This is a genomic window from Paenibacillus barcinonensis, from assembly GCF_003217495.1.
In the GTDB taxonomy this organism is placed as follows: domain Bacteria; phylum Bacillota; class Bacilli; order Paenibacillales; family Paenibacillaceae; genus Paenibacillus; species Paenibacillus barcinonensis.
This window is the reverse complement of sequence record NZ_QJSW01000001.1, coordinates 143,067-162,325: the sequence shown is the minus strand read 5'-3', so window position 1 is coordinate 162,325 and position 19,259 is coordinate 143,067. Positions and strand designations below refer to the sequence as shown.

Sequence of the window (19,259 nt, the reverse complement as noted above, 5' to 3'; positions counted from 1 at the left end):
TGCATGATATAATAATTCTGTTGTGTGGAATACGGCGGTCCTCTATGGATAATGAAGGAGACAAGGTGATCTCTGGAAGAAGTATGAACGCCTGTACGGAAGGAGGGAGTCATAGATGAATATCGTTCAAGCGATTACACAAGAACAACTTCGTAAAGATATTCCGAGTTTTCGTCCTGGTGACACTTTGAAAGTGCACGTTAAGGTAATCGAGGGAACTCGTGAGCGTATCCAATTGTTCGAAGGTGTTGTGATTAAACGTCGTGGTGGTGGAATCAGTGAGACTTTTACAGTTCGTAAAATTTCTTACGGTGTAGGTGTGGAAAGAGCTTTCCCGCTTCATTCCCCTAAAATCGAGAAAATCGAAGTGGCTCGCCGTGGTAAAGTGCGTCGTGCGAAGCTTTATTATCTTCGTGAACTACGCGGTAAAGCAGCGAGAATTAAAGAAATTCGTTAATATAACGGATACCGGGAAGGGCTTGGAGACAAGCCCTTTTCGTTTTTGTCCGGGAAAAGTTGAACCGGAGGTACACTTCCGAGTAAAATGGTATGGCGGATATGCGGCGCAAAGTCCGGGAGGATTGGACATCAGTTATCAAAGGCATTTAAAATTGTGGTTGAATGTACTGTAATGCTTGGCTGCAAGAATTACATAACTGAGTTGAGTGTTTTGCCTTCTATATGCGTAATGCTGGGATACGGCAAAAGACTGGATGTATACTGCTATAAACATGTACTGTGAAGAGAGGAAGATCTTGATATGGAACAAGAAGTTCAACAGGACCAGGGCATTCCTGCCGAAGAAAAAAATAATCGATCCAAAAAAGCGAAAAATGAAATTGTCGAATGGCTGAAAGCCATTGTCATTGCACTGGTGTTGGTCATTCTGATTCGCTGGCTGCTCTTTAAACCATTCGTAGTGGACGGTCCGTCCATGCAGCCAAACTTCTCGACAGGAGAACGTGTCATAGTCAATGAAATTCTGTACGATATGCGTGAGCCCAAGCGTGGTGAAGTTATCGTCTTCCATGTACCTTCCGAAGGTCGGGATTTCATTAAACGTGTCATTGCGGTAGCTGGGGATACAGTGCAGGTACAGGGAGATACGGTAACGGTTAATGGACAGAAGGTTAACGAAACGTATATCCAGGGCGCTATAGATGCAGCCGAGGCGAATGGCGGGACATATAACGTGAAGGATTTCCCGAATGAACAATTCCCGGATGGCAAGGTGCCACCAGGGCATGTGTTCGTCATGGGAGACAACCGTCCGAACAGTACAGACAGCCGGATGATCGGTTATGTGTCATTGAAAGATATTATTGGCCGTGCCGATGTTATTTTCTGGCCAATTGGAGAGATTAAGTGGATTAACCACTAAGATTTAAAGTATGTATTAAATGAGGTGAAGACAAGGTGACGATACAATGGTTTCCAGGTCATATGACCCGAGCCAGACGCCAGATTCAGGACAAGTTGAAGCTCATTGACGTGGTCATCGAACTATTGGATGCCCGTCTGCCTGTCTCCAGCCGTAATCCGATGATCGACGAGATTTTGATGGATAAACCGCGTATGATTTTGCTGAACAAGTCGGATTTGGCGGATGCCAAAGTGACGCAAGAGTGGATTGAATATTTTAAAAAAGAAGGCATAACTGCTTTTCCTGTAGATGCTTCCACAGGTACAAATGTAAAAGATATTCCTGCTCAGGCAAGACTTCTTCTGAAAGAGAAGATTGATCGTCAACTGGCAAAAGGCATTAATCCCCGTGCTGTTCGAGGGTTGATTGTTGGTATTCCAAACGTAGGCAAATCGACATTAATCAATCGGCTGGCTGGACGCAGCATTGCTGCGACAGGAGATCGTCCAGGTGTAACGAAAGGCCAGCAGTGGATTAAAGTGGGCAAGGAGATGGAGCTGCTGGATACACCCGGCATTCTGTGGCCGAAGTTTGAAGATCAAAATGTCGGCTACCGTCTAGCTGTGACGGGTGCCATCAAAGAGGAAATTTTAAATGCAGAGGACATTGCGTTCTTTGGCATCAGTTATCTCATGCGTTATTATTGGGATGCGCTTGAGGAACGATACGGCCTTCAGGAATTTTCCAGAGATGCAGACGATTCTGACAGTGTAATTGCTATCATGGAACAGGTTGGTCGCATCCGCGGCTGTGTCATTAGCGGCGGACGTATTGATCTGGAGAAGGCATCGCGGGCGTTTTTGCGGGAGTTACGCGCAGGCAAGATGGGGCGTTTTTCGATGGAAGCTCCTTATTAATAAAAGATAGCTATACAAGAGCCGAAGGAAGCGGCCGTTACCGGATTACCGGGAACGGTCGTTTTTGCGTTCAAAGGAAATTAAATAGCGGTGCTGACGTGTTGTTCTGGAAGAGAATTCAAGCAAAGGCTGCTTGGTGGAATCGGCTGTTCTGTATATGAGTGGACTTGTAATCATGTTATGATAAATGGTAGTGAAAATTTGCTGAAACATCGGTTTGCATGTATTCAATTTCACTCGATTACAACCGATAAATGAAGACATCACGATGTTGCTTTATTTTTTTTACAAGCAAGCGATATGCAGGTATTTGACTCAATGGAAACAAAGATACGAGTGTCAACGTCAAACTTTTAATAGATGGTGTGAGATTGCGCAGATGTATGAAATCAAGGTGTAAAGGAGATGAAAAAGCATGGCTGTTAACAATGAAATGTTTGAGCTGCAGCTGCCTGATGAGCCGGGCAAACGGAAGAAAAAGAAAAAGGAAAAGAAAGCAATCGAACCGCAGGACCTGTTGTTATATGAGCGGGAATATTGGGGCAGTGGTTTTGAATATATTGCCGGCATAGACGAAGTGGGACGTGGATGTTTGTTCGGAGATGTTGTTGCGGCAGCGGTTATTTTGCCTCCAGGACTTATTCTGGAAGGGGTTAATGATTCCAAAAAGCTGTCTGAGAAAAAGCGCGAAGCTCTGTATGACATTATTATGGAGAACGCACTGGCGGTTGGCGTAGGATATGCAGATGCCGAAACGATTGATCGGATGAACATTAAGCAGGCGGCCAGACTTGCGATGAAACATGCTGTAGAGGCACTCAGTGAGACCCCTCATTATCTGCTGGTTGATGCTGAGAAGGTGGATGTAAATATTCCGCAGCTGTCGATTATTAAAGGGGATGCTAACAGTCAATCTATTGCAGCGGCGTCCATTGTGGCGAAAGTAACGAGAGATCGCTTGTGCAAGGAAGAATGGGATGCGTTATACCCGGACTATGGTTTGTCGGTACATAAAGGCTACGCAACGCAATTTCATCGCGAACAGATTATGGCGTTAGGGGCTACGCCGATGCATCGGCGTAGTTTTCTCGGTAATTTGTTAGGAGAGCAGCAAACGCTGTTTTAAATAGAGCATGTTGGAAGGAGGGGCAGAGAGTTGAATATTAGCTCTATGATTCGTGGTTTGATTGGGGATGGCAAACCAGGAAATGCGAGGCCGCTCGAATTAAAGGAAGGTCAGGTTGTTCGTGGCTCCGTTGTTAGTGTATCGGATGATGGAGGCGAGGCGGTGCTGCAAATTCAAGGCGTGCAGGTACGTGCCAAACTGGAGACGCCGCTCCGTCCGGGTGAAACGACACTGCTGCAGGTGCAGCCTCCAGGTGAGAACGGCGTGACCGTTATGAAGCCGGTTGGAGGTTCTCTAACAGAGCTGCCGCAGGCTTCATTGAACAATTTGATGCAGGAGGTTGGCCTGACTGATACGAAGGACAATCGGGAATTGCTGCTGGCGATGCAGCGTAGCGGTCTGCCTTTGACCAAGGATAATGTAGCGATGGTACAAACGATGATGGCAGCCAAGCCTGCACAAGTGCCTGTGGAGGAGTGGGTACAGGCAACGGGTATTGCTTTTCAGCGCGGACTTCCTGTGACAGCAGAGACAGTAAAAGGATTACATCAGACTGTATTTGGGCCTCCGTTACATCAGCTGCTGAGCGGGTTAGCGGATCAGTTGGAGTCGCTGATATCTCAGACAACAGGTAAACCGGTTCCGGGAGGCGAGGCAGCGACCAATGCGAAACCGGGGATTGTGACAGCACAGCAGGGCACTGCTGCACAGCAAGTTCAGCCAGATGGGGATACAGCTACAGCGGCGGCCCTTGTGAATCGTCCGGTGGCGGGAATGCCAGCGGCATCTGCTTTGCCATCCCAGCAGCAGGCTCAGACTATGCAGGCCGCTAATGCTGCAGCAGCGGCGAGTGGTGCGGAAGTAGTCGCTGATGATGTGAATCAGACGTCTAAGGGCAGCATGCCGCAGCAGACGAGTCAGGCGCAGGCCAGTCCTGAGGCTGGCGCAAAAGCGGCTGGCAGTCAGGCTGAAGCGGCTGGCAGAGGCAGTGCAGGTATTCCGGCGGGTAGCGGAATACCCGGTGAGAGCCCGCGAGCTACGGACGCGGGCATAAGTGGCAGCCGCCCGGGAGCTCCGGGGGCGGCGGAAACGGGTGCTGGCCGTGGAAGTGTCGGCCAGCCCGAAGACGCGGCCGTGCGTGCAAACGGCCGCGAAAACACGCCTGCTGCTGCGGGGCCACAGTCCGCAGCAGGCCAGGCCGCGCCAGCGGCGCCTACGCCAGCGCAGCTGGCGCCGAAGCTGCTGGCGCTGCTGGACGCGCTGCGCAGCGCGTCCGCTGCCGCCCCGGCACAGCCTGGCGCGGCAGCTCAGGCCGCCCCTGCTGCGCAGCAGGGCGGCCAGGTGGCTGCGGCTGCCGCAGGCTCGCCGCAGCCCTTGCCTGCCGCCGCACCTGCGGGTGCGGCGGCGAACGCGCCTGTCACCCACGGGGGAGACCCGTGGGTGGGGCGCGTGCTAAAGCTGCTCGGTGCGGAGCACGAGCAGCAGGCCGTTCACGGCGCGGCGATGCAGCCGCGCGTGGGGGACGCAGCGAGTCCGGCGAATGCGGACTCGCTCAAGGGCTTGCTGCTGCAGCTTGCCAGCAGCGACAGTGCCCCGGCGGCACTGAAAGATGCCGCCGCCCAAACGGTGCAATATCTGACAGGGCAGCAGCTATTGCTTACGACTGATCGCGGTGCAACGTTTGCACAAATGCACTGGTTTATCCCCATCACGGGTCCGGATGGAGAGCAGACGGCCTCGGTGCAGATCCAGTCGCGACGTGGTCAGCGCGGTGAGCTGGATGCGGCTAATTGCCGCTTGCTGTTTGATCTGGACATGAAGAGCCTGGGACATACGCTGGTGGATGTGCATGTGGTGAATAACATTGTCAGTCTGCGTGTGCTTAATGATAATGAGGGGATGGGAGCCCTGCTGGAGAGTGGTCGTGAGATGATTCATCAATCACTTGACAAGCTGGGGTACCAGTTGCTGACCTTCAGGGCAGAGCCTTGGCCCGCAGGGCAGGCGGCTGGAGCAGAGCGAAAGGTGAGTGCAACAGACTACAGCCCTGAGCGATATAAAGGGGTGGATTTTAAAGTATGAAAGAGGAGTTACCACAGCCGGATGTATTATCCAAAAAAGCAGTGGCCTTAAAATATGTTCCCGGAGAAAATGAAGCGCCAATTGTTGTGGCCAAAGGCCGCGGTAAAGTAGCTGAAGCTATTCTGGATAAAGCCAAGGAAAATGGAGTCCCTGTGCAGGAGGATGCAGCACTGGTGGAGGTGCTCTCCAAGCTGAATCTGGATGAACAGATTCCAGCAGAACTGTACCAGCTGGTCGCTGAGGTGCTGACCTACGTGTACCGGGCAGATCGGCTTGCCTCTGGCCTTGATGAGGAAGAGACATGGTAGACTCCGGATCGGGTCGAAAGTCGAATGGCAAGCTGAATCGTCAACAGAAGGGGCGAATTGGAGAAGAAGAGGCCTGCCGCTGGTTAGAGCAGCGACAATATCAGATTCTTCAACGAAACTGGCGCTGTCGTAGCGGAGAAGTGGATATTATCGCATCTCACGGGGATTTGCTGATTTTTGTCGAAGTTCGAAGTCGTAGTTCACAGGCTGTATTCGGGACTGCGCAGGAGTCTGTTGATCAGCGCAAAATGCAGCAGGTGCGCTCCACCGCTGCCGTTTACATACAAATGACTGGAGAGCATGCTTGTCAGATTCGCTTTGATGTCATAGCTGTTACGATGCGTTCTACGGGTGAGATCATATCTGTCAATCATGTGGAGAATGCCTTTTAAACCTTTAAGCTTCGATAATTAAACGATATTAGTCGATCCAAGCATGCTTTAGATGGACATGTCGATGGTAGAACAGCCTGGAGAATAACGATAATCATCTGTATTTGCTGCCTGTTTGCAAAGGCGGGAAGTCAGGTGATAGACCTACACTGCGATGCGGCTTTCGTGCAGACAGCCTTCAGAGCAAAGGCTTCGTTTTCTTCAGGTTTTTCTGTCCTTTATTTGTTATAGGGATGTTGTAGCTGCGTCGACAGTGCAGGGAGCATGCCACTTGTTAACGGGCTCTATATGTTGCGAGCGGTGCATTATAATTAGTGTGAGAGCACAGGGAGCCAAGAGGATCAGCCGATGCAGGTCTGATTATCGGGTCGTTTTGAATCTCAGCAGCAGAAGCGTGTATAATGGAGGTTGTAACCTGCAAGTATGATGTGGAGAGGGAGGCATGACCCATGAGTAAAACGACAAACACAGGCAATGCAGTCCGGCATGCGATCCAGAGTCGCCGAACCGTCAAAAAGTTTAAAAAAGAGGCTGTTCCAACGGAGCAGATTATAGATTTGCTGGATACAGCAGTGTGGGCGCCCAACCATAAATTGCGCGAGCCATGGAGATTTGTACTGTTTAGTGGCAAAGGACGTAAAAAACTCGCAGAGGCCATTGAAGCCGAGATGGGCGAAGATAACAAGTTTTCGGCCAACGTGCTTCAGGTACCCTCCATTATGCTTGTTGTGATGGAGGAGGACCCGAGACAAGCGATCTGGGATGAGGATTTTGCAGCGGCCAGCGCGCTGGTTCAGAACTTTATGCTCGCAGCCTGGAGTGAGGAGATTGGCACGTTTTGGGTAACAAAGCCATTTCTGTATGCACCCAAATTCCGTAAGGAGCTCGGCATCAAGGCTGGAGAGAAAATTATAGGTATGCTCTATATAGGATATCCCGACGTGATTCCATCCTCGAAAGAGCGCACGCCTGCCAAGGATAAGCTAACATTGTTTGAATAACAGCCACTTTTACCGACAATATAACAGGAATCATAGGTGAGCTTTTTAAAGGCCGTATCAGACTCTTCATGAAACAGACATGGAGAGCTCTCATACGGCCTTTTAGGTTTCGTTACGTTAGATCCCGCAGCATTAAAATATATTCAGGTCTAACTGTCGGTACTGGATCGCTTCCGCAACATGAGCTGTTTGAATAATGCCTTCATGATCCAGATCTGCGATCGTCTGAGCCATCTTCATAATTCGATCACGTGCACGCATGCTTAGTTGAAGGGTGTTCAACGTTTCGTCTAACAGCAGCTCCGCTGAAGGAGGCAGGTGAATCGTTTTTCGCAAAAAGGTGCCCGAGAGCTGACTGTTCCAGCGAACCGGATGGTTCGCGTAACGTTTGGCCTGAATAGCATGGGCTGTAATTACTTTGTTTTGCATGTCTGCGGAGGAAGGGGAGACTCCCGACTTGCGCCAATCTCCTGGTGGAGGACCCTCGATCTGCAGGTCTATACGATCAAGCAGTGGACCCGAAATTCTGGCACGGTATGCGGCTACACGAGCAGGGGTGCAGATGCAGCGCTGATCCTCGGCATGGACTGATAAATATCCGCAGGGACAGGGATTCATAGAGCTGGCAAGCATGAACTGTGCAGGAAACGTGAACGCGGCTCTTGCACGACTAATCGTTACCGCCTGATCCTCCAGTGGTTGTCTGAGAACCTCCAGCACCTGACGCTGAAATTCGGGCAACTCATCCAGAAATAATATTCCGCGATGAGCGAGACTGACTTCGCCCGGCTTCGGAATACCCCCGCCTCCAATCAGGCCGGACGCCGATATCGTATGATGGGGCGAGCGGAACGGTCTGGCTGTAATCAGTCCCTGTGGCGCTTCTTTCAGCTGTCCGGCTGCACTTAACACTTTGGTTACTTCAAGCGCTTCAGCTTCCGACAGAGGTGGTAAAATGGTCGGCAGTCGTTTGATTAACATCGTTTTACCGGTTCCAGGCGGACCCACCAGCATAATGTTATGCATTCCGGCAGCGGCGATCATTAAGGCACGCTTGACATGATGCTGCCCCAGGACATCGCTATAGTCTTCATAAGACAACGGAGAAGCTGTCTTGCCTTGATCCCGTTGTGTACTGTCATTCCGGCAGCGGCGCAGATGATCATAATTTTTCAAGATGGTCGGGCCGGCATTGGTTGTTCCCCTCATTGTGTGGGTTACATCGTTTGGGGAAGGGTCAGAACGATTTGTTAAGTCAGGTGTCAGTTCCTTCAGATGACGCAGACCGTGGATTGCGATTCCGCGAATGAGGCGAGCCTCCTGCACATTATCGGAAGGTAATAGAACCGAAGTGAAGCCTTGTCTTTTGGCCAGATCAACCATGGATAAAACGCCAGGCACAGCTCGAATTGAGCCGTCCAGTGCGAGTTCTCCGAGCACCAAAGTGCGCTCCTCTGGAGGCAGTATAAGCTGACCACTGGTTGTAAGCAGAGCGATAGCAATGGCGAGGTCGAAGGAAGAGCCTTCCTTGCGCAGGTCAGCGGGAGCCAGATTAATCGTAATGCGCTGTAAAGGATACTGGTATCCGCAGTTTTTAATCGCAGCACGGACTCGTTCAACAGCTTCACGGATCGCTGAATCAGGAAGCCCGATGATGGAGGTCATAGGTAAACCATTGGAGAGATCCGTTTCCACCTCAATCAATACACCGTCAATGCCATAGAGACACGCGCTATATAACTTTCCGTACATAACAAAGAAACACCTCACTCGGTTAGTCAGCCCCGCATGCGGGCTGTTCTTCGAATTAAGGTGCTTCCTCAGCTTCTAATTGCATTTTATAGAAAAGCGATCAGAGCGTCAACCCGTCAGCATATTTAGTCCCCTTGATTACATTGTATGCAACTTAATTTATGATGATTTAATAGGTTTATAAAATAATTTGTGCTCAATTATTCTTCTTTTTATCTATTTTGTGATAAGATAGAACCAAGGAACCTGAATCACTGTAAGTTATATGGAAAGCAGTGAGGATAGCCTTGGATCAATTCAAGCAATTTAATGTACATTAGGCAGGTGAGACAGACAACATGCAGACAGATCGTTTGAAGCTGGATAATCAATTATGCTTTGCCATATACGCATGCTCACGTGAGATTACCAAGCTGTACCAGCCTTATCTGGAGGTATTGGGGGTAACATATTCCCAGTATCTGGTTCTAATGGTATTGTGGGAACGCCAGGAATGCACAGTGAAAGAGATAGGTGAGGCTTTATATCTCGATTCAGGCACACTCACCCCTCTTCTGAAGCGTTTGCAGGCAGCCGGATTCATCCATCGGGAGCGTTCCGCACAAGACGAACGCAAAGTATTAATTACATTGACTGATGCAGGACGTGAACTTAAAAATAAAGCTCTTAACATCCCGGATGCCATTCAGGGAGATGCTTGCCTGAACAGTACAGAGTTTGAAGCATTGCTTGGTCAGTTCAAGGGCCTGTTGCATAAAGTGCACGAGACTAATACAAATGCAGCGAAAAAATAAAATGTTAAGCTGTTATTCACACTGAACCTTAGCTATTCCAGCTAAGGTTTTTTTTCCATATATATCCAAGCATTCACAAAAAGGGATCATATCCATATCAAAAAGCTGTCTATTAACCATTAATTTTTTAAGGAAAGCGTTTTAAAAACATGTTACAATGAATTGGGTTTAAGTGAAAATAGTCAACATTTGTCTTTTGTTCGTCTACCAACCCGCCTTGTTGCAGTCATGTTGATAGGAGGATTCGAGAATGAATATCCATGAATATCAAGGAAAAGAAGTACTGAAACAGTATGGAGTTACCGTTCCAAATGGAAAGGTTGCTTATACAGTCGATGAAGCGGTTGCGGCCGCAGAGGCACTGGGCAGTCCGGTGACTGTAGTTAAAGCGCAAATTCACGCAGGGGGTCGGGGTAAAGCCGGCGGCGTGAAAGTGGCAAAGAGCTTAGAGGAAGTTCGTGCCTATGCATCCGAAATTTTGGGCAAAGTATTAGTAACCCATCAGACAGGACCAGAAGGTAAAGAAGTGAAACGTCTTCTCATTGAAGAGGGCTGCGATATCCGCAAAGAGTATTACGTGGGTGTTGTAGTTGATCGTGCTACAGGTCGTGTAGTCATGATGGCTTCTGAAGAAGGCGGTACGGAGATTGAAGAAGTAGCTGAAGCTACACCTGAGAAAATTTTCAAAGAGGTTATTGACCCTGCAATCGGGTTGCAAGTGTTCCAGGCACGCAAGCTTGCTTACAGCATCAAAATTCCGAATGAACTCGTGAATAAAGCTGTGAAGTTTATGCTGGCGCTGTACACGGCATTTGTTGAAAAAGATTGCTCGATCGCCGAGATCAACCCGCTGGTTGTTACCGGAGATGGAAACGTTATCGCACTGGATGCCAAGCTGAATTTTGACTCCAATGCTCTCTTCCGTCACAAGGATATTCAAGAGCTTCGTGATCTGGACGAGGAAGATGAAAAGGAAATCGAAGCATCCAAATATGACCTCAGCTACATAGCGCTTGACGGCAACATTGGCTGTATGGTTAATGGTGCAGGACTTGCGATGGCGACGATGGACATCATCAAATATTATGGCGGCGACCCTGCCAACTTCCTTGATGTTGGGGGCGGTGCGACCACAGAGAAAGTTACGGAAGCATTCAAGATTATTTTGTCTGATGCCAAAGTAGCCGGTATCTTTGTTAACATCTTCGGTGGTATCATGCGTTGTGATGTCATTGCCAACGGTGTAGTTGAAGCTGCGAAGCAGCTTGGTCTGACCAAACCGCTGGTTGTTCGTCTTGAAGGAACTAACGTGGAACTGGGTAAACGTATTCTGGGCGAATCCGGCCTGAATATCGTTCCAGCTGATTCCATGGCCGATGGTGCACAAAAAATTGTTGCCCTCGTAAAATAAGTTCATTCCTTCGTACCGGAGCTGTCCGGGAATTGAAAAATAACCGTAAGGATGTGAAGCAACGTGAGTATTTTGATTGATAAAAATACAAAAGTCATTACGCAAGGCATTACGGGTTCAACGGGAATGTTCCACACGAAGGGCGCATTGGACTATGGAACCCAGATGGTAGGCGGTGTTACGCCGGGTAAAGGCGGAACTAATGTTGACATCACGCTGGAAGACGGTTCAGTAGTCAGCCTGCCGGTATTCAATACGGTGCAGGAAGCGAAGGAAGCTACTGGCGCAACAGCGAGCGTCATTTATGTTCCTCCCGCATTTGCGGCGGATTCCATTATGGAGGCTGTTGACGCAGAGCTCGATCTTGTCATCTGTATTACCGAAGGTATTCCTGTTCTTGATATGGTCAAAGTGGACCGTTTCATGGAAGGGAAAAATACAGTATTGATCGGTCCTAACTGTCCAGGTGTTATTACACCAGGCGAGTGCAAGATCGGGATCATGCCTGGATACATCCACATGCCAGGACACGTTGGTGTTGTTTCCCGTTCGGGAACACTGACGTACGAGGCTGTTCATCAGCTTACAACTCGTGGCATCGGTCAGTCTTCTGCGGTAGGGATAGGCGGAGACCCTGTTAAAGGCTCCGAGTTCATCGACATCCTGAAACGCTTTAATGAAGATCCTCAAACGCATGCTGTAATCATGATTGGTGAGATCGGTGGTACAGCGGAAGAGGATGCAGCCGAATGGGTAGCGGCCAATATGACGAAACCGGTGGTTGGATTCATTGGTGGTGTTACAGCGCCTCCGGGTAAACGTATGGGTCACGCGGGAGCGATTATCTCTGGTGGTAAAGGTACAGCCAAAGAGAAAATTGCGAAGCTTGAGTCATGTGGCATCAAAGTTGCTCCAACACCAGCCGAAATGGGCTCTACTTTGGTAAGTGTGCTTGAGGAACGCGGCATTTTGAATCTGTGCACGACACATTAATCCTATTCCGTTATAATAGAAGGAACGGCTTGGAAATGTTTAATTTCTGCAGCCCTTGATTCAGGAGACGGTAAAGGTAAGCAACCTTTTGTCCTTACTACAGGACGAAGGGTTGCTTTTTTTGCGTTTTTTTGAAGAAGTAATCCTGGCTGTAAGGATAAAAAAAGTGTAAACGCTTGCAATTTTTCGAAACTTATCACACAATATGAGAGAGTTTTTCTCTCATCACGGGAGGTAAACGAGATGGAAGAACGCTGGATTTTGTTCGGACTGCATGAAATGGAAGGCATCGGAAGAAAAAGCATCTCCAAATTGATGTCAGGTTCACAGTCACTGACGGAACTGTTCGATTATGAAGAAGCAGATTGGATTGCAGCTGGATTGAGAAAAGATCAGGCAGCTCGGCTGGTCAAAGATTTTAATACTGGCTGGATTGAATATAGAAGAGAGCAGGTTTATAATCGCGGCATCGAGGTTATAACTTATCTGGATTCCAATTATCCTATATTAATGAAGGAAACCGTTCAGCCTCCCTGGATAATGTATGCCAGGGGGGATTCCCAGTTGCTGCATTCTCCTGCGATTGCAATGGTCGGAACTAGAATGCCTACCGTTTATGGACGCAAGGTAGGTGAGAAGCTTGCATCACAATTATGTCAAGCTGGACTAACCATTGTCAGCGGTCTAGCGAGAGGAATTGACCGTGTGTGCCATGAGACTGTTGTACGAGAAGGAGGCAAAACGATTGCCGTCTTTGGTACGGGAATGGACTATATATATCCTCCCGAGAATACAAGCCTTGCGGAGCAAATTGCCGAAACGGGCCTGCTTTTGTCGGAATACCCACTCGGGACGAGAGCACGGCAGGGGTTGTTTCCCGAGCGAAACCGAATCATAGCCGGCATCACACTGGGTACACTTGTTGTTGAAGCGGATATACGCAGCGGTTCACTGATTACCGCGGATGCGGCGCTTGAGGCAGGCAGAGATGTATTTGCTGTTCCTGGACCCATTACTTCTCCGAAGAGCCGCGGGGCACATAATTTGATTCGTCAGGGGGCAAAACTGGTCACTTGTGCAGCGGATTTGTTGGAAGAGTATCGTTTGGACTTGCCAAATACCGAACAACTTCCTTACAATAGAGGACGTTCGGCAGAAATGCAGGGGCATGCAGAACAAGGGCTGTTTACGAAAGTACAGCTGTCTGTAGATGAACAGCGGATTATCGTTTTACTTGAGCAGGAAGAGCAATCCTTTGATCAACTGATTGAGCAGTTAGGCTGGGATTTTGGACATTTACATTCAGTTCTGTTATCTTTAATCATAAAAAAGCAGATTAGCCAATTACCTGGAACCAAATATGCAAGGGTATGACGATGCTGCAACCTGTGCAGTATGTGGAATATATAAAATATGAAAATGAAAGTACATGAACTATATAAGTTGAAACATCATTTACACTCATATTCGAAGGTAGCTTTGTCATCGGAGTGTCACGTGTAAATCCAAAGTTCAACTTATATGGCAAGAAACAGTTTCATGACTGGGAGGAGGATGGACCTATGGCGGATGCACTCGTAATCGTGGAGTCGCCCTCAAAGGCGAAGACGATTGGCAAATACTTAGGCAGCAAGTTCATCGTGAAAGCTTCAATGGGACATGTTCGCGATTTGCCAAAAAGTCAGATCGGCGTTGAGGTAGAGAACGATTTTAATCCGAAATATATTACGATCCGCGGTAAAGGTTCAGTATTGAAGGAACTCAAGGATGCGCGCAAAAAAGTCAAAAAAGTATATCTCGCAGCCGACCCCGATCGTGAGGGAGAAGCGATTGCCTGGCATCTGGCACATGCGCTTGAACTGGATGACACGGCCGACTGCCGGGTTGTATTTAATGAAATTACGAAGCAGGCAGTTAAGGACGCATTCAAAACGCCGCGCAAAATTAATATGGACCTCGTCAATGCACAGCAAGCCAGACGTATTCTCGACCGGCTTGTGGGCTACAAGATCAGTCCACTATTATGGAAGAAAGTCAAAAAAGGCCTTTCCGCAGGGCGGGTTCAATCCGTTGCGGTCAAAATTATTCTGGATCGTGAGAACGAGATTGATGAGTTCGAGCCGGAAGAATACTGGAGCATCACTGCTAAACTCAGTGCAGATGGTAATCCGTTTGAAGCGAAGTTCCATAAATTAAACGGTACGAAAACAGAGCTGGGCAGTGAAGCGGAAGTACAGGCCATTCTCAAACAGATTGAGGGCGCTGACTTTACGATCAAGGAAGTGAAAGAAAAGGAGCGTACGCGTAATCCTTCGGCTCCCTTTACAACGAGCTCCCTGCAACAGGAAGCGGCGCGTAAACTGAACTTCCGGGCTTCCAAAACGATGTCGGTTGCACAGCAGCTCTATGAGGGTGTAGACCTTGGTAAAGAGGGCACAGTTGGTCTGATCACGTATATGCGTACTGACTCGACACGTATTGCAGCTTCTGCTCAGGAAGAAGCGAAGGAATATATCACTGGTAAATATGGAGAAGCTTTTGCACCGGAAAGCCCGCGCAATTATTCCAAAAAAGCTTCCAATGCTCAGGACGCACACGAAGCGGTCAGACCAACCTCTGTATTGCGTGACCCGGATTCGATTAAATCCTTTATGAGTCGTGATCAGTTCCGATTGTACAAACTTATTTGGGAACGCTTTGTAGCAAGTCAGATGTCCTCGGCTATTCTGGATACACTTTCGGTAGATATCGCTGCAGGAGATACCATTTTCCGGGCGGCGGGTTCCAAAGTCCGCTTTCAGGGCTTTATGAAGGTGTATGTTGAAGGTAATGACGATGGTACTACCGAGGAAGATCGCTTACTGCCTCCATTAAAAAGCGGAGATGTGCTTGATCAGCAGGGAATTGAGCCGAAGCAGCATTTTACGCAGCCACCGCCGCGTTATACAGAGGCAAGACTTGTTAAAACGCTGGAGGAGCTGGGCATAGGCAGACCAAGTACATATGCGCCAACACTGGAGACTATTCAGAAACGCGGATATGTGGCTATCGAAGAAAAGAAGTTTATGCCAACCGAACTCGGAGAGCTTGTCATCGAGCAGATGGAAGAGTTTTTCCCGGAAATATTGAATGTTGAGTTTACCGCAAACATGGAAGGTGATCTCGACCATGTAGAGGAAGGCTCCGAAGACTGGGTAAAAGTTCTGGCTGAATTCTATGAATCTTTCGAAAAGCGGCTGGAGTTTGCCGAGGAAGAAATGAAAGAGATCGAGATTGAGGACGAGGTATCCGATGAAATCTGTGAGAAGTGCGGCAAGCCGCTTGTTTACAAGCTGGGGCGTTTCGGAAAGTTTCTTGCCTGCTCAGGTTTTCCAGAATGTCGTAATACCAAACCGATCATCAAGGATATCGGAGTAACCTGCCCCAAATGTAAAGAAGGGCATGTTGTGGAACGTCGGAGTAAAAAAGGACGTATATTCTATGGATGTGACAAGTATCCTGAATGTGATTTCGTATCCTGGGATAAACCTTCGGCCAAGCCTTGCCCTAGCTGTGGATCTTTAATGATCGAGAAACGAAACAAAAAAGGAACCAGATTACAATGTACTTCATGTGATCATCAGGAGCCGGTGGAAGAAACGGAAGATGAATCAACGGATTAGCATATTATGGGGGTAAACGATTTTGATAAGTGAACAACAAGTAACGGTGATTGGTGCTGGACTGGCTGGATCAGAAGCAGCATGGCAGATTGCCAGCCGTGGTGTGCGAGTTAAGCTATATGAGATGAGACCGGTTGTCAAGACGCCGGCTCATCATACCGATAAATTTGCCGAACTGGTCTGCAGCAATTCGCTACGTGCCAATGGCCTTGCGAATGCAGTAGGTGTTTTGAAAGAAGAAATGAGAATGCTGAACTCTCTGGTTCTTGGCGCTGCTGATCGGCATGCTGTTCCAGCAGGCGGTGCTTTGGCGGTGGATCGGGATGGCTTCTCGGGTGAAATTACATCCACGCTGCATCGGCATCCGCTTATCGAAGTGGTGAATGAAGAGCTCACGGCTTTGCCTGAAGACGGTATTGTCGTTGTAGCTACAGGGCCGCTTACTTCGCCAGCGTTGTCTGAGCAAATCAAGGCACTGATGGGTGAGGAATATTTCTATTTTTATGATGCAGCAGCACCGATTATTGAAAAAGATTCAATTGATATGAACAAGGTATATCTGGCCTCCCGTTATGATAAAGGAGAAGCCGCTTATCTGAACTGTCCGATGACGGAGGAAGAGTTCGACATCTTCTACGAAGCGCTTATTAACGCCGAGGTTGCCCAGCTTAAAGAGTTTGAGAAAGAAATTTATTTCGAAGGCTGCATGCCGATCGAAGTCATGATGAAGCGTGGTAAACAAACCGCCTTGTTTGGTCCTATGAAGCCAGTAGGGCTGGTTAACCCGCATACAGGTGAATTGCCGCATGCTGTAGTACAGCTCAGACAAGACAACGCGGCTGGCACACTCTACAATCTGGTTGGTTTCCAGACCCATCTGAAATGGGGAGAACAAAAACGGGTATTCTCTCTGATCCCAGGTCTTGAGAATGCAGAGTTTGTACGTTACGGTGTGATGCATCGTAATACGTTTATTAACTCACCGAAGCTGCTTCGTCCAACATACCAGTTCAAAGAGCGTCCGAATCTGTTCTTTGCAGGCCAGATGACAGGAGTGGAAGGGTATGTGGAGTCTGCGGCATCCGGTCTGATTGCCGGTATGAACGCGGCCAAAGCGGTACTGGGTCAGGAACTCGTCGTACTGCCAGTAGAAACTACGCTAGGAAGCATGGCTCAATATATTACAACAGCCGACTTCAAGCACTTCCAGCCGATGAACGCAAACTTTGGCTTGCTTCCGAAACTGGAAACTAAAATTCGAAACAAAAAAGAAAAAAATGAAGCACTTGCCAAGCGTGCCCTGGATGGGATCGCCCGGTTTGCTGCTTCCGAAGGTCTAACCGTTCCAGAACGCGTATAAATTATTCGTGGGGAGGCAGATTTCATGGATATGTCATTTCATGCGACAACGATCTGTGCTGTCCGTCATAATGGCAAGGCGGCGATTGCAGGCGATGGTCAGGTAACGATGGGCCAGAGCGTTGTAATGAAAAATACAGCCAAAAAGGTAAGACGTTTATACCGCGGACAGGTTGTTGCCGGATTCGCAGGTTCTGTGGCCGATGCAATTACATTGTTTGAAAAATTCGAGGGTAAGCTTGAAGAGCATCACGGTAATTTGCAACGGGCTGCGGTAGAACTAGCGAAAGACTGGCGGCAGGACCGTATTCTGCGTAAGCTTGAGGCACTGCTGATCGTCATGGATAAAACGGGCATGCTGCTTATTTCAGGCGGAGGCGAGATTATTGAACCGGATGATGATATCATCGCGATCGGTTCAGGTGGTAATTTTGCGCTGTCTGCTGCGCGGGCGTTGAAACGTAACGCTGTGCAGATGGAAGCGAAGGACATCGCACGCGAATCCCTTCAGGTGGCTTCAGAGCTATGTGTATATACGAACAGTAATATTATTGTGGAAGAATTGTAGAAAAACAAAGAAATCTCCCGTAAAGGGGCAAGATGCTGCATCTGCTCTGGCTTACGTTAAGGAGATTCTTTGTTCTTGTAGTTTACGAACTTTAACATACATGCAGGAGGGAAGCGTATGAATACTCAAGCCTTAACGCCAAGACAAATTGTTGCCGAACTGGATAAGTATATCGTAGGCCAGAAACAGGCGAAAAAATCAGTGGCAGTAGCCCTTCGTAATCGTTATCGACGCAGTCTTTTGCCAGAGCACACACAGGATGACATTGTACCTAAAAATATACTGATGATTGGACCTACAGGCGTTGGTAAAACAGAGATTGCACGCCGTCTTGCCAAGCTGGTGGGAGCACCATTTGTCAAAGTGGAGGCTACCAAGTTCACAGAGGTAGGATATGTAGGACGTGATGTGGAATCCATGGTCCGCGACCTGATTGAAACATCACTGCGTATGGTGAAGCTTGAGCGTACAGAAAAGGTGAAGGACAAGGCAGAGGAAGCGGCGAACGAGCGCATTGTACATATTCTGGCTCCGTCTCAGTCCAAGTCCAAAAATCAGCGTAACCCGTTTGAAATGATTTTTGGCAACAACAATGCAGGTAATGCTTCGAATGAGCAAGACGAGCCAGAACCTGATACAGGGGTGGCAGAGCGCCGTCGCAAAATCAGATTTGATCTGTTGTCGGGTAAACTGGAAGATGACATCATTGAGATTGATGTAGAGGATAATACGCCAAACATGATGGATATGTTTGCTGGTCAAGGCAATGATCAGATGGGTATGAACATGCAGGAGATGTTTGGCAGCTTGCTGCCGCGTCGTACGAAGAAGCGTAAACTGGCGATTAAGGAAGCGCGTAAAGTGCTGATTCAGGAAGAAGCAAGTAAATTGATTGATATGGATGATGTAACTCAGGAGTCCATAAGACGTGCAGAGCAGACAGGCATTATTTTTATAGATGAGATTGATAAAGTAGCGAGTCAGGGACGTGGAAGTGGCCCTGATGTATCTCGTGAGGGGGTACAGCGTGATATTCTTCCCATCGTAGAAGGTTCGACGGTGATGACCAAGTATGGTCCGGTCAAAACGGATTATATTCTGTTTATGGCTGCCGGTGCGTTCCATGTAGCCAAACCTTCGGATCTGATTCCTGAGCTCCAGGGGCGTTTCCCGATTCGGGTAGAGCTTAATAGCCTTTCACTGGATGAGTTTGTGTCTATTTTGACCGAACCTCAGAATGCATTAACGAAGCAGTATGTGGATTTGCTGCGCACAGAGAACATCGAGATCGAGTTCTCCGATGAAGCGATTCGCGAGATTGCGAAGTTGGCAGAATCCGTTAACCAGAATACAGAAAATATAGGTGCTCGCCGGTTGCATACCATTTTAGAGAAACTTCTGGAGGATCTGTCCTTTGAAGCTCCTGAGCTCACGCTTGAGCATATGGTGATTACACCAGAGTATGTACGTGAGAAATTAAATGATATCGCAACTGATCGCGATCTGAGCCAATATATTCTGTAGCCGTCTC

At 48.4% G+C, this 19,259-nt stretch carries 17 protein-coding genes; 16 read left to right on the top strand and 1 reads right to left on the bottom strand.

The genetic code is table 11. The features are described 5' to 3' along the window. Positions 1–115 precede the first annotated feature (115 nt). The 8 genes from rplS (at position 116) to DFQ00_RS00740 (ending at position 7,189) form a co-directional block, all read left to right on the top strand. Positions 116–457 carry a 50S ribosomal protein L19 gene (gene rplS, locus DFQ00_RS00775; protein WP_110893202.1) on the top strand — a complete coding sequence of 114 codons (342 nt, stop codon included), beginning with the start codon at positions 116–118 and terminating at the stop codon, positions 455–457. Positions 458–760: 303 nt separating this feature from the next. Further along, positions 761–1,381: a signal peptidase I gene (gene lepB, locus DFQ00_RS00770; RefSeq protein WP_110893200.1), complete on the top strand. Its 621-nt coding sequence runs from the start codon at positions 761–763 to the stop codon at positions 1,379–1,381. Positions 1,382–1,416: 35 nt separating this feature from the next. Then, entirely contained in the window at positions 1,417–2,280 is an 864-nt protein-coding gene (gene ylqF / locus DFQ00_RS00765) for a ribosome biogenesis GTPase YlqF (RefSeq protein ID WP_110893198.1), read from the top strand. A gap of 415 nt (positions 2,281–2,695) precedes the next feature. Continuing rightward, a complete protein-coding gene (locus tag DFQ00_RS00760) occupies positions 2,696–3,406 on the top strand; it encodes a ribonuclease HII (RefSeq protein ID WP_110893196.1) in 711 nt (236 codons plus the stop codon). Between the two features lie 30 nt (positions 3,407–3,436). Beyond that, positions 3,437–5,488, top strand: coding sequence for a DNA ligase (locus DFQ00_RS00755; protein WP_110893194.1), 2,052 nt, complete (start codon positions 3,437–3,439; stop codon positions 5,486–5,488). After that, complete coding sequence (locus tag DFQ00_RS00750) at positions 5,485–5,796, top strand: EscU/YscU/HrcU family type III secretion system export apparatus switch protein (RefSeq protein WP_110893192.1); 312 nt, start codon at positions 5,485–5,487, stop codon at positions 5,794–5,796. Before DFQ00_RS00755 ends, DFQ00_RS00750 begins: the two co-directional genes overlap by 4 nt. Further along, positions 5,790–6,188: a YraN family protein gene (locus DFQ00_RS00745; RefSeq protein WP_110893190.1), complete on the top strand. Its 399-nt coding sequence runs from the start codon at positions 5,790–5,792 to the stop codon at positions 6,186–6,188. The genes DFQ00_RS00750 and DFQ00_RS00745 overlap by 7 nt, the downstream gene beginning before the upstream one ends. Before the next feature lie 449 nt (positions 6,189–6,637). Continuing rightward, positions 6,638–7,189 carry a nitroreductase family protein gene (locus DFQ00_RS00740; protein ID WP_110893188.1) on the top strand — a complete coding sequence of 184 codons (552 nt, stop codon included), beginning with the start codon at positions 6,638–6,640 and terminating at the stop codon, positions 7,187–7,189. A 132-nt stretch (positions 7,190–7,321) separates the two neighbouring features. Here the strand turns inward: DFQ00_RS00740 and DFQ00_RS00735 are convergent, their stop codons facing one another. Continuing rightward, positions 7,322–8,941: a YifB family Mg chelatase-like AAA ATPase gene (locus DFQ00_RS00735; protein ID WP_110893185.1), complete on the bottom strand. Its 1,620-nt coding sequence runs from the start codon at positions 8,939–8,941 to the stop codon at positions 7,322–7,324. 338 nt (positions 8,942–9,279) lie between these two features. On the opposite strand from DFQ00_RS00735, the gene DFQ00_RS00730 reads away from it, so the two are divergent. The 8 genes from DFQ00_RS00730 to hslU all read left to right on the top strand — a co-directional run bounded on the left by DFQ00_RS00730 (position 9,280) and on the right by hslU (position 19,252). After that, positions 9,280–9,735, top strand: coding sequence for a MarR family winged helix-turn-helix transcriptional regulator (locus DFQ00_RS00730; protein WP_110893183.1), 456 nt, complete (start codon positions 9,280–9,282; stop codon positions 9,733–9,735). Positions 9,736–9,985: 250 nt separating this feature from the next. Further along, positions 9,986–11,146, top strand: a complete 1,161-nt coding sequence (gene sucC, locus DFQ00_RS00725; protein ID WP_110893181.1) for an ADP-forming succinate--CoA ligase subunit beta — start codon at positions 9,986–9,988, stop codon at positions 11,144–11,146. Positions 11,147–11,209: 63 nt separating this feature from the next. After that, a complete protein-coding gene (gene sucD / locus DFQ00_RS00720; RefSeq protein ID WP_110893179.1) occupies positions 11,210–12,139 on the top strand; it encodes a succinate--CoA ligase subunit alpha in 930 nt (309 codons plus the stop codon). A gap of 243 nt (positions 12,140–12,382) precedes the next feature. Continuing rightward, positions 12,383–13,513, top strand: a complete 1,131-nt coding sequence (gene dprA / locus DFQ00_RS00715; RefSeq protein ID WP_110893177.1) for a DNA-processing protein DprA — start codon at positions 12,383–12,385, stop codon at positions 13,511–13,513. 188 nt (positions 13,514–13,701) lie between these two features. Further along, positions 13,702–15,801, top strand: a complete 2,100-nt coding sequence (gene topA, locus DFQ00_RS00710; RefSeq protein ID WP_110893175.1) for a type I DNA topoisomerase — start codon at positions 13,702–13,704, stop codon at positions 15,799–15,801. Positions 15,802–15,826: 25 nt separating this feature from the next. Continuing rightward, a complete protein-coding gene (trmFO, locus tag DFQ00_RS00705) occupies positions 15,827–17,161 on the top strand; it encodes an FADH(2)-oxidizing methylenetetrahydrofolate--tRNA-(uracil(54)-C(5))-methyltransferase TrmFO (RefSeq protein WP_110894023.1) in 1,335 nt (444 codons plus the stop codon). Positions 17,162–17,185: 24 nt separating this feature from the next. Then, positions 17,186–17,728 (top strand): ATP-dependent protease subunit HslV, encoded by a 543-nt coding sequence (hslV, locus tag DFQ00_RS00700; protein ID WP_110893173.1) that lies wholly within the window; start codon positions 17,186–17,188, stop codon positions 17,726–17,728. 117 nt (positions 17,729–17,845) lie between these two features. Next, the gene (gene hslU, locus DFQ00_RS00695; protein WP_110893171.1) at positions 17,846–19,252 is read left to right on the top strand and encodes an ATP-dependent protease ATPase subunit HslU; all 1,407 of its coding nucleotides are present in this window, start codon (positions 17,846–17,848) and stop codon (positions 19,250–19,252) included. The last annotated feature ends 7 nt before the right edge of the window (positions 19,253–19,259 follow it).

What these genes read in the sequence shown, in the direction of transcription:
- rplS (WP_110893202.1), top strand. Translation starts at nt 116, where the DNA reads ATGAATATCGTTCAAGCGATTACACAAGAACAACTTCGTAAAGATATT.
- lepB (WP_110893200.1), top strand. Translation starts at nt 761, where the DNA reads ATGGAACAAGAAGTTCAACAGGACCAGGGCATTCCTGCCGAAGAAAAA.
- DFQ00_RS00760 (WP_110893196.1), top strand. Translation starts at nt 2,696, where the DNA reads ATGGCTGTTAACAATGAAATGTTTGAGCTGCAGCTGCCTGATGAGCCG.
- DFQ00_RS00750 (WP_110893192.1), top strand. Translation starts at nt 5,485, where the DNA reads ATGAAAGAGGAGTTACCACAGCCGGATGTATTATCCAAAAAAGCAGTG.
- DFQ00_RS00745 (WP_110893190.1), top strand. Translation starts at nt 5,790, where the DNA reads ATGGTAGACTCCGGATCGGGTCGAAAGTCGAATGGCAAGCTGAATCGT.
- DFQ00_RS00740 (WP_110893188.1), top strand. Translation starts at nt 6,638, where the DNA reads ATGAGTAAAACGACAAACACAGGCAATGCAGTCCGGCATGCGATCCAG.
- DFQ00_RS00735 (WP_110893185.1), bottom strand. Translation starts at nt 8,941, where the DNA reads ATGTACGGAAAGTTATATAGCGCGTGTCTCTATGGCATTGACGGTGTA.
- DFQ00_RS00730 (WP_110893183.1), top strand. Translation starts at nt 9,280, where the DNA reads ATGCAGACAGATCGTTTGAAGCTGGATAATCAATTATGCTTTGCCATA.
- sucC (WP_110893181.1), top strand. Translation starts at nt 9,986, where the DNA reads ATGAATATCCATGAATATCAAGGAAAAGAAGTACTGAAACAGTATGGA.
- dprA (WP_110893177.1), top strand. Translation starts at nt 12,383, where the DNA reads ATGGAAGAACGCTGGATTTTGTTCGGACTGCATGAAATGGAAGGCATC.
- topA (WP_110893175.1), top strand. Translation starts at nt 13,702, where the DNA reads ATGGCGGATGCACTCGTAATCGTGGAGTCGCCCTCAAAGGCGAAGACG.
- hslV (WP_110893173.1), top strand. Translation starts at nt 17,186, where the DNA reads ATGGATATGTCATTTCATGCGACAACGATCTGTGCTGTCCGTCATAAT.
- hslU (WP_110893171.1), top strand. Translation starts at nt 17,846, where the DNA reads ATGAATACTCAAGCCTTAACGCCAAGACAAATTGTTGCCGAACTGGAT.